Origin of the sequence: Bacillus sp. FSL E2-8868 (assembly GCF_038005505.1) — a bacterium.
GTDB classification, from domain to species: domain Bacteria; phylum Bacillota; class Bacilli; order Bacillales; family Bacillaceae_G; genus Bacillus_A; species Bacillus_A mycoides.
In genome coordinates this window covers 591931-604493 of record NZ_JBBOTI010000001.1, presented here as the reverse complement: position 1 = coordinate 604493, position 12563 = coordinate 591931, and the positions used below count along the sequence as shown (strand labels likewise).

The 12563-nt window shown below is 35.1% G+C and carries 16 protein-coding genes and 1 pseudogene; 4 read left to right on the top strand and 13 right to left on the bottom strand.

Annotated elements, in window-relative coordinates:
• Nucleotides 1-32 precede the first annotated feature (32 nt).
• The 9 genes from NSS74_RS03260 to gcvT form a co-directional block, all read right to left on the bottom strand.
• Complete coding sequence (locus tag NSS74_RS03260) at nucleotides 33-665, bottom strand: ABC-2 transporter permease (protein WP_012261704.1); 633 nt, start codon at nucleotides 663-665, stop codon at nucleotides 33-35.
• Nucleotides 666-679: 14 nt separating this feature from the next.
• Nucleotides 680-1348: an ABC-2 transporter permease gene (locus NSS74_RS03255; protein ID WP_002143120.1), complete on the bottom strand. Its 669-nt coding sequence runs from the start codon at nucleotides 1346-1348 to the stop codon at nucleotides 680-682.
• Nucleotides 1329-2201, bottom strand: a complete 873-nt coding sequence (locus NSS74_RS03250) for an ABC transporter ATP-binding protein (protein WP_137075997.1) — start codon at nucleotides 2199-2201, stop codon at nucleotides 1329-1331. Before NSS74_RS03250 ends, NSS74_RS03255 begins: the two co-directional genes overlap by 20 nt.
• A 3-nt stretch (nucleotides 2202-2204) precedes the next feature.
• Nucleotides 2205-2579: a GntR family transcriptional regulator gene (locus NSS74_RS03245; RefSeq protein ID WP_001021351.1), complete on the bottom strand. Its 375-nt coding sequence runs from the start codon at nucleotides 2577-2579 to the stop codon at nucleotides 2205-2207.
• Nucleotides 2580-2698: 119 nt separating this feature from the next.
• Entirely contained in the window at nucleotides 2699-2890 is a 192-nt protein-coding gene (locus NSS74_RS03240; protein WP_002088608.1) for a hypothetical protein, read from the bottom strand.
• Between the two features lie 70 nt (nucleotides 2891-2960).
• Nucleotides 2961-3164: a DUF3929 family protein gene (locus NSS74_RS03235; RefSeq protein ID WP_000262495.1), complete on the bottom strand. Its 204-nt coding sequence runs from the start codon at nucleotides 3162-3164 to the stop codon at nucleotides 2961-2963.
• 284 nt (nucleotides 3165-3448) lie between these two features.
• On the bottom strand, nucleotides 3449-4924 hold the full coding sequence (gene gcvPB / locus NSS74_RS03230; protein WP_002122485.1) for an aminomethyl-transferring glycine dehydrogenase subunit 2: 1476 nt from the start codon (nucleotides 4922-4924) through the stop codon (nucleotides 3449-3451).
• Nucleotides 4921-6264 carry an aminomethyl-transferring glycine dehydrogenase subunit 1 gene (gcvPA, locus tag NSS74_RS03225; protein ID WP_002034012.1) on the bottom strand — a complete coding sequence of 448 codons (1344 nt, stop codon included), beginning with the start codon at nucleotides 6262-6264 and terminating at the stop codon, nucleotides 4921-4923. Before gcvPA ends, gcvPB begins: the two co-directional genes overlap by 4 nt.
• A 20-nt stretch (nucleotides 6265-6284) precedes the next feature.
• The gene (gene gcvT / locus NSS74_RS03220; protein ID WP_002034013.1) at nucleotides 6285-7385 is read right to left on the bottom strand and encodes a glycine cleavage system aminomethyltransferase GcvT; all 1101 of its coding nucleotides are present in this window, start codon (nucleotides 7383-7385) and stop codon (nucleotides 6285-6287) included.
• 391 nt (nucleotides 7386-7776) lie between these two features.
• On the opposite strand from gcvT, the gene NSS74_RS03215 reads away from it, so the two are divergent.
• The gene (locus tag NSS74_RS03215) at nucleotides 7777-9459 is read left to right on the top strand and encodes a DEAD/DEAH box helicase (protein WP_002015016.1); all 1683 of its coding nucleotides are present in this window, start codon (nucleotides 7777-7779) and stop codon (nucleotides 9457-9459) included.
• On the top strand, nucleotides 9446-10240 hold the full coding sequence (locus NSS74_RS03210) for a YqhG family protein (protein WP_002088611.1): 795 nt from the start codon (nucleotides 9446-9448) through the stop codon (nucleotides 10238-10240). Before NSS74_RS03215 ends, NSS74_RS03210 begins: the two co-directional genes overlap by 14 nt.
• Before the next feature lie 49 nt (nucleotides 10241-10289).
• Here NSS74_RS03210 and NSS74_RS03205 read toward each other — a convergent pair whose 3' ends face one another.
• Both NSS74_RS03205 and NSS74_RS03200 read right to left on the bottom strand, forming a co-directional pair.
• Nucleotides 10290-10421 (bottom strand): hypothetical protein, encoded by a 132-nt coding sequence (locus tag NSS74_RS03205; RefSeq protein ID WP_002088613.1) that lies wholly within the window; start codon nucleotides 10419-10421, stop codon nucleotides 10290-10292.
• A 98-nt stretch (nucleotides 10422-10519) separates the two neighbouring features.
• A complete protein-coding gene (locus NSS74_RS03200; protein ID WP_000032698.1) occupies nucleotides 10520-10747 on the bottom strand; it encodes a hypothetical protein in 228 nt (75 codons plus the stop codon).
• A 71-nt stretch (nucleotides 10748-10818) separates the two neighbouring features.
• On the opposite strand from NSS74_RS03200, the pseudogene NSS74_RS03195 reads away from it, so the two are divergent.
• Both NSS74_RS03195 and NSS74_RS03190 read left to right on the top strand, forming a co-directional pair.
• Nucleotides 10819-10936, top strand: a pseudogene (locus NSS74_RS03195) (GTP pyrophosphokinase).
• A 128-nt stretch (nucleotides 10937-11064) separates the two neighbouring features.
• Nucleotides 11065-11700 (top strand): VC0807 family protein, encoded by a 636-nt coding sequence (locus NSS74_RS03190; protein WP_002015010.1) that lies wholly within the window; start codon nucleotides 11065-11067, stop codon nucleotides 11698-11700.
• Between the two features lie 66 nt (nucleotides 11701-11766).
• On the opposite strand, the gene NSS74_RS03185 is transcribed toward NSS74_RS03190, so the two are convergent.
• Complete coding sequence (locus tag NSS74_RS03185) at nucleotides 11767-11967, bottom strand: YqzE family protein (RefSeq protein WP_002015009.1); 201 nt, start codon at nucleotides 11965-11967, stop codon at nucleotides 11767-11769.
• Nucleotides 11968-12005: 38 nt separating this feature from the next.
• The gene (locus NSS74_RS03180) at nucleotides 12006-12503 is read right to left on the bottom strand and encodes a shikimate kinase (RefSeq protein WP_012261707.1); all 498 of its coding nucleotides are present in this window, start codon (nucleotides 12501-12503) and stop codon (nucleotides 12006-12008) included.
• Between the last annotated feature and the right edge of the window lie 60 nt (nucleotides 12504-12563).

Below are 12563 nucleotides of genomic sequence, written 5' to 3'. Positions count from 1 at the left end.
TTTTACACCTCCTAGTATGAAAAGAGCCTCTTCTATAACTCTGCCTCCTGAAACATTTTCATTGAGAGAAACATTGATATGACTATACTTACTAACACTCCGATACCAAGAACACTCATTGCTAGTGTAGCCTCTTGAGAGTGGAGTACTTTTAACATAATTATTTCATCACCAAAAATATTGCACATAAGGCCAATCATACCCATTAAAGGAAAAATCATAATCACATTCAAGACAGTAATAGCTTTATATCCTCCAATGTAATTAGTAGGTATCGTTACTACACAATAAATCAAAGTTGCTACTATTGCTGAAAATATTGCATATCCAGGAATAACTATATCTCTGTCCAACAAAATATTTCCTAATATTACGACTATAGAAGTTATGCTCAAACCGACTATAATAAATAATGTGCTTGAAATATATTTAGCTATAACTATCTCTTTTCTCATTATCGGCAAACTCACTAATACTTTTTCTATTTTACTTTTCTCGTCATAATAAAAAGAAATATATATAATCGTACTACATGTTATAAATAATCCTATTGCAATCCCCATCGGTTCTACGGAATTTCTAAAAACAGATAAAATAGGTATTAAAAAATAGAAAGGAAACATCTTCTTCTGTAAGAAAAACTCCTTCAAAATCAACTGTTGCATATGAATTCCCCTCTCTATAAATCACGCGTTTCATAAATTTTAATTGTAAGAAACATAGAAGCGATATAGACACTAGCTAATATAATTCCTCCAACTATAAATACACCGATATGCACTGGATTCATAATCCACTCAATGAATGAAGGTGTTGTTTCATCCAATCCATCTCCTATGAATATCCAAGCAATTCCACCAACTACCATTGATGCTCCTGACACTATACTTCGTGCTATCTTTGACCTTGTAACATAATAACTAGGAAAGAATGTTACAACAAAAAATACGGCGTAAACAGCTCCATTTATTACTTCATACCATGGAATTTCAATGTATAGATTCGGATGATAGGTACCGATATCACCAATGACCACAATGCCTCTTACAAGAAAAACAACTAACATCGTAGAGAGTATGCCACCAACAATAAATATTGCACTGGAAACATATCTAGCAATTATGATATCCTTTCGGCTTACCGGTAAACTATTTATAATAATGTCACTGTTATTCCTTTCATCCATAAAAGTTAACGTCATAACGGAAGAAAGAGTTATAAATAGACAACTCATCGAAAATAACAATTCACCACTTGGATCTAACATAAATAATACAAGAGGCACAATTAGATTCACTAACCACGTTACCCTAAAAAAGAACAAATCTTTATATATGAGCTGACGCATAGGCACCTCTCCCTTTCGCAGTGTAAACGATGATATCATCTAATGTAGGTTTTTCTAGTACAACCTCATTTCCAAACCAATCTATAATTGCTTGTTTTTCCTTTGCGAGTCCTTCAAATCCGAATTTATTTTTGCGTAAGCCAACGAATAACTCTTTTCCTTCTCGATCCAATAAATCATTGCTCCCCTTTACGATTACGTAGTTCTCCATTAATTCATCTTTTTCACCAGTAAATATAATTTCTCCATCATTGATGAACGTAATGTAATCTGCGATGCGTTCTAAGTCTGTTGTAATGTGTGTTGAGAATAATACAGATACTTCATCTTCCATTACAATCTCTTGCAGCATATCAAGTAATTCACTTCGAACAACTGGGTCTAATCCTGCTGTTGGTTCATCCATAATAATGAATTCCGCATGGTGTGAAAGTGCGATTGCAATCGCAAATTTCATTTTCATCCCTTTGGATAACTCTTTAATCTTTTTATACGTTGGAACTTGTAATCTCTGCATATACGATTGATACTGCTTTTCGTCCCACTTTTTATATAACGGTGCAATAATCCGTTTCATTTGCTCACACGTTAAATCTTCGTAATAATGATTTTCATCATATACAAAACCAATATTTTGTTTTATTTCCTTTTCGGCTTTCTTATTGTCCTTACCAAAAATTTTTATATCACCGCTCTCTTTTCTGATTAAATTCATAATCATTTTGATCGTCGTACTTTTTCCAGCTCCATTCGGTCCGATAAATCCCATAATATATCCACGTGGCAATGTAAAACTTACATTTTTTACTGAGAAGTCTTGATAAGTTTTACAAACGTTTTTTAGCTCTAACATCTCTTATTCCCCCTCATATAAACACGCAATCATCTGCTGTAAATCTTCAAGTGAAAGCTGCAACGCTTTACTTTCATTCACAATCTCTTCCGCTTTACTTTCCAATAGACGTAGCCGCTGTTCTTTTAGTAGTTCATTATTTTTACGTGAAACATAAGTCCCCTTCCCAGCAACAGTTTCTATATATCCTTCTTTTTCAAGCTCTTCGTACGCACGCTTCGTTGTAATTACACTAATTTGTAATTCCTTCGCTAAGCTACGAATAGACGGTAATTGGTCTCCACCCTTTAAACCACCATTTAAAATAAGCTGGCTTAATTGTTTTCTTATTTGCACATAAATAGGGTCTTGGGAAGAATTCGAAATAATAATATTCATGTTTTCCTCCAGTGTGTGTATATACTGTGTATACCTTATATACACAGTATATACACACCATCCTATTTTTGGCAAGAAAAAAAAGACCAACATTTTCCTGTTGGTCTTTCGTATATGTATCACTTTTCAAAGCGATCTAACATTTCGTCTCTCATTCCGAAACTAACAACCGCAATTCCTACATACATAAAAAGAAGGAATGCTGGATGAACTGTATTGTACCAGCTGCTATCAACAATTAAATAAATCGTTAACGCCACAACAAGAACAAACGCTAAAATAAACATATAAAAGTGTCTTGTATTACCCATGATAAACTCCTCTCTTCTCTCTTCACCATTCAACAGTATATTGTATCGAATAATTCGATATGACTCAAGGTTAACTTTCTGTTATGTAATCAAGTTCTACCTTTACAATATCCTCACACGCTATTGAAATGATTGTTCCTTGTTTATCAATCGCTGTCACTTCTCTATTATCCATTACACGGTGCGCTACTCTTTCTAACACTTTCCCTTGGTCTCGGTAACAAAATTCTTTTACATCTTTAATTGTTTCTCCATTTTCTAAATGGTATACCATTCTATAACATCGATATCCCACGCTTCCACCCCCGTCTTGCTCGTTTTTTCACATATACATAAAAATGAGTAATTTCTACCTCATCACATCTTCTTAATTTCAATAAAATTCTAACAAAAATAAATACTTTTATCAAACCGACTTTTTCAACAAAATCACCTATAAAACCGCATCTTTACAGCAATATGAAACAAAAAATATAAATTTTTAACATTTCTTTCATTCTAGCTGCACCAATGTTGCAAAAAAAAGAACCCGCATATAGCGAGTTCTTTTTATTCCAATCACACTTGTACAGGTGCTAGCTTTTCATAACGTAAAACTGGTTTACGAGCAGCCAATGTTTCATCTAAACGTTTTATTACCGTTGTATGTGGTGCTTCTTGTACAACTTCTGGATTTTCTTCTACCTCTTTAGCAATTTGAATCATCTTATCAATGAAACCATCTAATGTTTCTTTTGATTCTGTTTCTGTTGGCTCAATCATAATACATTCTTCCACATTTAATGGGAAGTAAATTGTTGGTGGATGGTAACCAAAATCAAGCAGACGTTTTGCAATATCTAATGTACGTACACCAAGTTTCTTTTGACGACGACCTGACAATACGAATTCATGCTTGCAATGTCTATCGAACGGAAGATCATAGAATGGTGCTAATCTTCTCATCATATAGTTCGCATTTAATACAGCATACTCAGTTACTGCACGCAAGCCATCTGGGCCCATAGAACGAATATATGTGTATGCACGAACGTTAATTCCGAAGTTACCATAGAATGGTTTCACACGCCCAATTGCTTCTGGACGATCATAGTTAAAATGATAGCCATTTTCCGTTTTCTCTAAAATCGGTTTTGGTAAGTACGGAATTAAATCAGCTTTCACACCTACTGGACCAGAACCTGGGCCACCGCCGCCATGCGGACCTGTAAATGTTTTATGAAGGTTTAAATGCACAACGTCAAATCCCATATCTCCTGGGCGTGCTTGGCTTAATACCGCATTTAAGTTTGCACCATCATAGTATAATTTACCGCCTGCGTTATGGACGATTTCTGCCATTTCTAAAATATTTTCTTCGAATAGGCCTAATGTATTTGGATTTGTTAACATAAGTGCTGCTGTTTCTTCGTTTACAACACGTTTTAAATCATCTAAGTCAACAAGACCATGTTCATTTGATTTCACCGTAATTGTTTCAAAACCAGCTACTGTTGCAGACGCCGGGTTTGTTCCGTGAGCAGAGTCAGGAACAATTACTTTCGTACGGTTAAAGTCACCGTTCGCTTCATGATATGCACGAATCAACATTAATCCTGTCCATTCTCCGTGTGCACCAGCTGCTGGTTGTAACGTAACAGTATCCATACCTGTAATTTCAATTAAATGTTCTTGTAAGTCATACATTAATTCCATTGCACCTTGCACTGTTTTTTCATCTTGAAGTGGATGAATATTTGCAAAGCCTGCGAAACGAGCTACGTTTTCATTAATTTTCGGATTATATTTCATCGTACAAGACCCAAGTGGATAGAATCCAGAATCCACACCGTGGTTACGGTTTGAAAGCGCTGTGTAATGGCGCATAATATCAAGTTCAGATACTTCTGGAAGCTCTGCATCTTCTACTCGAATATAATCACTCTCAAACACATCTTCTAATTTTACTTCTTCTACATCTAATTTGGGTAAGCTATATCCTACGCGTCCTTCTTTAGTCACTTCAAAAATAAGTGCTTGGTCTTGGTTCTTCATTGGATAGCCCCCATTTCGTTTACAAGTGTGTCAATTTCCTCTTTTGTACGAAGCTCTGTTACCGCTACAAGCATATGGTCTTCATGCTCTTTATAATCACGGCCTAGGTCGTAACCACCGATAATATTCTTTTGTATTAATACATCATTTATTTCTTTAACTGGACGTTTACAATCTACAACAAATTCATTAAAGAATGGTCCAGCGAACGTTACTGTGAAACCTTTCGCTTCAAATTGACGTTTTGCATATTGTGCTTTAGAAATGTTTTGACGTGCCATTTCTTTTACACCTTGTTTGCCAAGTGCCGTCATTGCAACAGAAGCTGCTAATGCATTTAACGCTTGGTTTGAACAAATGTTAGACGTCGCTTTATCACGACGAATATGCTGTTCACGTGCTTGTAACGTTAATACAAATCCACGTTTACCATCTGAATCTACAGTTTGTCCGACAAGACGTCCTGGAATTTTACGCATAAATGCTTTCGTTGTTGCAAAGTAACCACAGTGCGGTCCACCAAACTGCGTTGGGATACCGAATGGTTGTGCATCACCGATTACAACATCAGCACCGAATTTTCCTGGCGGTGTTAATGCGCCTAATGATAATGGATTTGAAGAAACGATAAATAATGATTTTTGTTGATGAACGATTTTTTCGATATCAGCTAACTTTTCCACTTGTCCGAAGAAGTTTGGATATTGAACGATTACACAAGCAACTGTATCATCTACTTCACTTTGTAATACTTCTAAATCTGTTACACCGTTTTTATGATCAATTTCAACAACTTCAAGATTTTGACCTTTTGCATATGTTTCAAGTACTGCTCTTGATTCTGGATGAACTGCCTTAGATACAAGAATTTTCTTTTTACGAGTATGACCAGCTGCTAGCATTGCCGCTTCAGCTAAAGCTGTACCTCCGTCATACATAGAAGAGTTTGCTACATCCATTCCTGTTAATTCACAAATCATTGTTTGGAATTCAAAAATTGCTTGTAATTCCCCTTGTGAAATTTCTGGTTGGTATGGTGTGTAAGCTGTATAAAACTCTGAACGAGAAATAACATGATCAACAATTACTGGAGCGTAATGATCGTATACACCTGCTCCTAAGAAAGAAGCATATTCTTTTAAGTTCGCATTTTTGCTAGCCATTTGAGATAGCTCTTTTAAAAGCTCTGGTTCTGATTTTGCTTCTTTAATTTTTAAATCCCCTTTAAAACGAACACTCTCTGGAATATCAGAGAATAACTCATCAATCGTTTGAACGCCGATTGTTTGTAACATTTCTTTTTTGTCTTCTTCTGTCATTGGAAGATAACGATGCAACATGAAATCTACCCCTCTCCCCGTTACTTTGAACGTTTATAAAATGGTGTTGGAACAACTACTGCTTTGACGCGTTTATTACGAATTTCAATTTCTACTTCTGTATCAACTGCTGCGTATTTTACATCAATTAGTGCTAAACCAATGCTTTTCTTTAACGTTGGAGATTGTGTACCACTCGTTACTTCCCCGATTTTTTCTTCTCCTATAAATACAGGGTAATGCGTACGAGGAATACCGCGTTCGATTACTTCGATGCCGACTAATTTACGAGATGCACCGTTTTCTTTTTGCTCTTTTAACGTTTCTTTTCCAAAGAAATCTGCTTCTTTATTTGGTTTTACCGCAAAGCCAATTCCCGCTTCAATCGGTGTAATATCTTTTGATAACTCTTGTCCGTATAACGGAAGTGTTGCTTCAAAGCGAAGTGTATCACGAGCACCTAAACCACATGGTTTTAAGCCCTCTTCTGCTCCCACTTCAAGAAGTTTCTCCCAAAGTTTTGCTGCATCTTCACTCTTACAGTAAATTTCGAATCCATCTTCACCTGTGTAACCTGTACGAGATACAAGTGCAGGAATTCCATCTACAAGAATATTATTTTTAAATTTAAAGAACTTAATTTCTTTCAAATCTTCTGACACAACTTTTTGTAAAATGCCTTCTGCTTTTGGTCCTTGAATTGCAAGCTGCGCAACTTCACTAGAAACATTGACTACTTTCGCATCGCCAATTACATGGCTAGCTAACCATTCGTAATCTTTCTCGATATTTGATGCATTGATTACTAATAAATAGTCTTCTTCACCACGTTTGTAGATTAATAAATCATCTACTGTGCCACCATTTTCATAGCACATAGCTGTATATTGTGCGCCCCCTACCTTTAAGGTAGATACGTCATTTGTAACAACACGTTGTAAAAATGCTAAACTATCTACACCTTTTACCTCTACTTCTCCCATATGAGATACATCGAACAAACCTGCTCCTGTACGTACAGCTTCATGTTCCTCTTTAATGCTTGAAAATTGAACTGGTAATTCCCAACCACCGAAGTCGACTGTTTTCCCACCATACTTCGCGTATACATCAAATAACGGTGTACGTTGTAATGTAATCATGCTCTTTCCCCCTTATGCTCTGACAAATCAATAAAAGTTGCTTCCCATATCTAAACATTTTCATTCTGAAAAGATAAGGTTATACGGAATCTCAGTATATTTTTTTATGAAAGCGTAAATAAAAAGTTACTTTCTTGGATAAAATACGAAAGATTCCACACATTTCACACCATTATCCTAACATTATTCGCTATATTTCATCAATATTCTAGCATAAAAAATAATTTAGAATTTTTCATTCTTAATCTTATTAAATACAAATTTTGAAATTTAGCCCTTTATCATTGCCTATTCTTTAACTTTTAGTAATTGTGATAGCGCCTTATTACGAGGCTTATAATAAAGATTTTTTAAATAATCACTTTAGTTTATAAAAGGTGGGAGAGTCTTAATGAATGTCGATATTTCCGTAGATCGAACGTGGCAAAACAATTTTTTAAAAAGAATTGATGAAGATGGTCCTTGGACAAATTGGGATTTATATCATTTAGCTTATAAAACAGAGAAATCGTTACTCGTCCCTACTTTTGATGGATTGCAAGCACCGAAACATTTATCACATTTCACGCCGCTTCCACATCAATTAGAGGTCGCTCAAAATGTCATTGAACAAATGAATGGTAAAGCGATTCTAGCAGACGAAGTCGGACTTGGAAAAACGATTGAAGCTGGACTTATTTTAAAAGAATATATGGTTCGAGGACTTGTAAAAAAGGTACTCATTCTCGTTCCAGCTTCTCTCGTATCTCAGTGGGCGTATGAACTAAACACAAAATTTTTTATTCCTGCGGTCGCTCAAAAGAAAAGTTATTCTTGGGAACAAGCTGATGTCATCGTTTCATCAATCGATACTGCGAAACGTTCACCGCATCGCGATATCGTTTTAAACCTAGAGTATGACCTTATTATTATCGATGAAGCACATAAACTAAAAAATAATAAAACAAAAAACTATGAATTTGCACAGCGATTAAAAAAGAAGTTTTGTTTATTACTAACTGCAACTCCTGTTCAAAATAAAATCGATGAAATCTTCAACCTCGTTTCTTTATTAAAACCAGGTCATTTAGGCAATCAATCTAATTTTGAAGAATATTACGCTTCCAAAAATCGTTCCACTGAATCCGATGAAGATTTAAAAGCTCTTATCAATAAAGTAATGGTTCGAAATAGACGCAATAACACTGGCATTGATTGGCCGAAGAGGCATGTACGAACAATCTTCGTTGAATTCAATGAAGAAGAACAAGCTTTGTATAATGAAATTGAAAATTGGCGTGGACAAGATGCCGTCACATCTGCTTTCTCATCCTTAACTTTAAAACGGGAAGCATGTAGTAGTCGTGAAGCTGTTTACTATTCATTAAAAAAACATGTAGAAAAAAGACAGAAAGAAAATGAGCACTACATAAAGGACCCACATATTGATGTGCTGATGGACAAAATTAATCATATTCCGTTCAACTCCAAAGCAAATAAAGCACTAGAGCTTATAAAAGAAGTTGACGATAAAGTCATTATCTTCACTGAATATAGAGCTTCACAAATGTATTTACAATGGTTCTTACAACAACATGGCATTTCCTCTGTTCCATTTCGCGGTGGATTTAAGCGCGGGAAGAAAGATTGGATGAAGGAGCTTTTCCAAAATCATGCCCAAGTATTAATTGCGACCGAAGCTGGTGGTGAAGGAATTAACTTACAATTTTGTAGCCATATGATTAATTACGACTTACCGTGGAATCCAATGCGACTCGAGCAAAGGATTGGACGTATTCACCGTCTTGGACAAAAAAATGATGTTCACATTTATAACTTAGCAACAAAGCACACTGTTGAAGAGCACATTTTAAAACTACTATATGAAAAAATTAATTTATTTGAACGTGTAATCGGTGAACTCGATGAAATTTTAACGAGAATCAACATGAAAAATATTGATGCGCATATTCAAGAAATTTTCGCGCAGTCAAAAAGCGAAGGTGAAATTCGAATCAAGATGGAAAATTTAACATCTATTATCGATTTTGCGAAGCGCAATGAAGCAGAGGTGCAGGACTATGCAGCAAAATGAAATTCATAATTACTTATATAACTTTTTTGAGGCGAATAACTGCGAAATTTTAGAACGTTCCCCTCACCTATTAGACGTGCAGTTAACAATTGAAATGGATAAATTATTAATGAACCGCCCTTTCTATTGGCACTATCTTGAAAAAACAGGAGGCGTTCCGAACCCGATGCGCCTTACTCTTATTACAAATCCGGAAAACGAAGAAAACGACGGTGAACTTATTCATTACGGTTCACCCCGTTTGCATCAAATATTTGAAACAACAAAAGAACTAGGTTCATACATACGTTTATATGAGGAAGTGAAACATAGCGGGGCAACTCATACTCCCCTTCATCCTTGGCTTGGTGTAAATATAAAAGTATCTTATCAATGCGACCGAAAAAAAGACATACTTCATTCCATCGGTATTCATCTTATTTCCGGGACAATGATTGCAAACTTTCATGACACTTTAGCAGAGATCAAACTCACACCGAAAATACCTGACTTTTGTTTTACCCTCTCACCTATCATTAAGCCACAAAGTGGCTTACAGCGTATAGAGGATGCTTTAAAAAGTATAATCGCTGAAGATGACCACACGTGGGCAAAAGAAGCGAGAGTGCGTTGGAATCACGATTTAGACCTTTTAAATCGATTTTACGAAGATAGCGATGAACTTCCAGAAAGCTATGAAATTGAAAAGCAAGCATTACAAGAACAATACGAACCACGCATTACAATACAAATTATAAACGGTGGTCTCTTTTATGTTACCGCAAATCATTTTCTATCTTAAAGAAAGCTCCTTCAGATTGAAGGAGCTTCTTTTAAGATATGTTCCCAGCCTATTCTCTATCTTCATTACGCTCTTGCTGTTTTTTCTCTGTCATACGTTTCTGATATGCACGATCCTTTGCACTTACATGGTTTGCATCAGTTGGAAGATTCTCTTTTGAACGACCAATTCCATTACTCATCTTTTTCGCCTCCTTTTTGCATGTTTCAAAATGCATCTTTATTTTCAGCTAGAGGCACAATCCTTATACAAAAAAATAAGAGCAGCCAGTAGCTGCTCTTACTCATTCACGTATTTTTGAAACATATCATGGATGCCTTGATTTACGAGGTTCGAGATCTGTTCGTCAGATTTATTCGGATAACGATCACGTAATCTGATAGATGCCTTCACCATTAAATTTTCTAATACAGAACGGCCACCTTCTCCATAAATAATTTCAGCATACTTAACCAGTCTTCCATCCTCTAATGTTGCTGGATTATGATTGAAGAAAAATTTACTCATTGTCTCCACCTCTCTTTTGATAACGTTTACATTTATATAGATTATTTATGTTATTTATTTCACAATATTGTATGCATGTATATTTAATTAGTTTCATTATAAAGTAACATATCAATAGTAAATATGTGATTTTCCATCCATTTTGTGAACAAATCAAAAAATGAAAGCGTTTCCTTTATTATATACTAAAAAAACTTACTACGCTAGGGACAATTTTTTTAATCTACTAATCATCTACTTTTCTTTTTTTTATTAAACCTTATACAATTTTCAGAAATTATATTATAAAATATATGTATGACTTAAGGAGGATTTGTATGAATCAAAATAAAAAAGCTATATTAGATCTTGTCTTTTATCTCGTATTCCCATTCCTCATTTGGAAATTTGCAAAACCTTATATCGATCCTTATTACGCAATGTTAATTTCCTCTGTTCCGGGGATTATTTATACACTGTATACCTTTAAAAAAGAAAAACAGTTTAACGTTACAGGGTTCTTTATTTTAATTACACTCATTTCTAATACAACGGTAGACTTAATATCTGGATCAGCGGAACGAATGCTATGGAATGATGCATATTATCATATCGTACTTGGCTGCATCGTTATATGTACAATCTTTATAAAAAAACCACTTATGTTATATTTCGCAGCGGATATTTCAGCACTGCAAGGTCATGATCGTGATAAAAGTCGTGAGCTTTATCGTGATAGTCGTATATATCCAGCACTGCAATATTTAACACTATTTTTCGGCCTTCAATTTATATTAAAAAGCTTCTTGAAAATCTATTTCATCTCTGTTTTCGGTGTAGATGGATATGGTGAAATGAGAGCTATTATGACCGCTGTTGGCTGGGGTATTTCTATTTGCATCGGAATAGGGTTTGTATGGGTAAATAATAAGATACATGCGGTTACTGAAGAAAAAGAATCTGTGCAACAATAAATAAAGATCCCCTAGCAGCTTGTTGCACTAGGGGATCTTTATTTTGCCAGACATATTACGAAAAAGTTAGCTTGATTTTTTTCTTTTATTTTTTACATTTCGATAAAACAAAGCTGCGCTCAGTGGCATAACACCAAACCATTTATTTAAGAATGGCTCTTTCTCCGCACGACGTTGTTGTTTCTGTTGTTTTCGATCCTCTTTTGGAGCATCCATATATGACACAAATTGCTGTGTCACAAAGCGTACATAATCATTAGTAGACATATTATCATCACCTCTACTTGATTAGTATGTCCACTTTTTTATTCATTAATCTTTTGCTTTAATTCATTCATAATTTGCTTTACCGACTTATTTGTCGTATCGATATGAATATCAGCCTCTTCATAATAAGCTCGGCGCGATTCAAATTTCGTTATAAATGCATCTATATCTTTCTTCTGAAATAGTGGACGTGTCGTATCTTCACGAAGCCTTTCTGCAATTACATGTGGATCGCAATATAAATACACAACAGTTCCATTTTCCTTCATCCACTTTCGATTTTCCGCTCGTTCAATAATCCCTCCACCCGTTGTAATAATTACATTCTGAACCGGTAGTGAACGTACCATTTCACTTTCATATTCCCGAAAAGCCATTTCGCCTTCTTCGGCAAAAATATCACGAATTGCCTTCTCTTGCTTCTCTTCAATTTTTTGGTCTGTATCTACAACATCCATATGAAGTTCTTTACTTAACACTTTTCCAATTGTTGTTTTCCCAGCTCCCATATAGCCAGTTATGTATATAGATTTCATTTTCGTTCCTCTCAATCATCCGTTATTATTTGTTATTATAACGAAAGATGTTACTTTATT

Coding starts and splice junctions, on each gene's coding strand:
- NSS74_RS03240 (WP_002088608.1), bottom strand. CDS start 2,890: ATGGGTAATACAAGACACTTTTATATGTTTATTTTAGCGTTTGTTCTT.
- NSS74_RS03235 (WP_000262495.1), bottom strand. CDS start 3,164: ATGGTATACCATTTAGAAAATGGAGAAACAATTAAAGATGTAAAAGAA.
- NSS74_RS03215 (WP_002015016.1), top strand. CDS start 7,777: ATGAATGTCGATATTTCCGTAGATCGAACGTGGCAAAACAATTTTTTA.
- NSS74_RS03190 (WP_002015010.1), top strand. CDS start 11,065: ATGAATCAAAATAAAAAAGCTATATTAGATCTTGTCTTTTATCTCGTA.
- NSS74_RS03205 (WP_002088613.1), bottom strand. CDS start 10,421: ATGAGTAATGGAATTGGTCGTTCAAAAGAGAATCTTCCAACTGATGCA.
- gcvPA (WP_002034012.1), bottom strand. CDS start 6,264: ATGTTGCATCGTTATCTTCCAATGACAGAAGAAGACAAAAAAGAAATG.
- NSS74_RS03180 (WP_012261707.1), bottom strand. CDS start 12,503: ATGAAATCTATATACATAACTGGCTATATGGGAGCTGGGAAAACAACA.
- gcvPB (WP_002122485.1), bottom strand. CDS start 4,924: ATGAAGAACCAAGACCAAGCACTTATTTTTGAAGTGACTAAAGAAGGA.
- NSS74_RS03250 (WP_137075997.1), bottom strand. CDS start 2,201: ATGTTAGAGCTAAAAAACGTTTGTAAAACTTATCAAGACTTCTCAGTA.
- NSS74_RS03260 (WP_012261704.1), bottom strand. CDS start 665: ATGCAACAGTTGATTTTGAAGGAGTTTTTCTTACAGAAGAAGATGTTT.
- NSS74_RS03210 (WP_002088611.1), top strand. CDS start 9,446: ATGCAGCAAAATGAAATTCATAATTACTTATATAACTTTTTTGAGGCG.
- NSS74_RS03245 (WP_001021351.1), bottom strand. CDS start 2,579: ATGAATATTATTATTTCGAATTCTTCCCAAGACCCTATTTATGTGCAA.
- NSS74_RS03185 (WP_002015009.1), bottom strand. CDS start 11,967: ATGTCTACTAATGATTATGTACGCTTTGTGACACAGCAATTTGTGTCA.
- NSS74_RS03255 (WP_002143120.1), bottom strand. CDS start 1,348: ATGCGTCAGCTCATATATAAAGATTTGTTCTTTTTTAGGGTAACGTGG.
- gcvT (WP_002034013.1), bottom strand. CDS start 7,385: ATGATTACATTACAACGTACACCGTTATTTGATGTATACGCGAAGTAT.
- NSS74_RS03200 (WP_000032698.1), bottom strand. CDS start 10,747: ATGAGTAAATTTTTCTTCAATCATAATCCAGCAACATTAGAGGATGGA.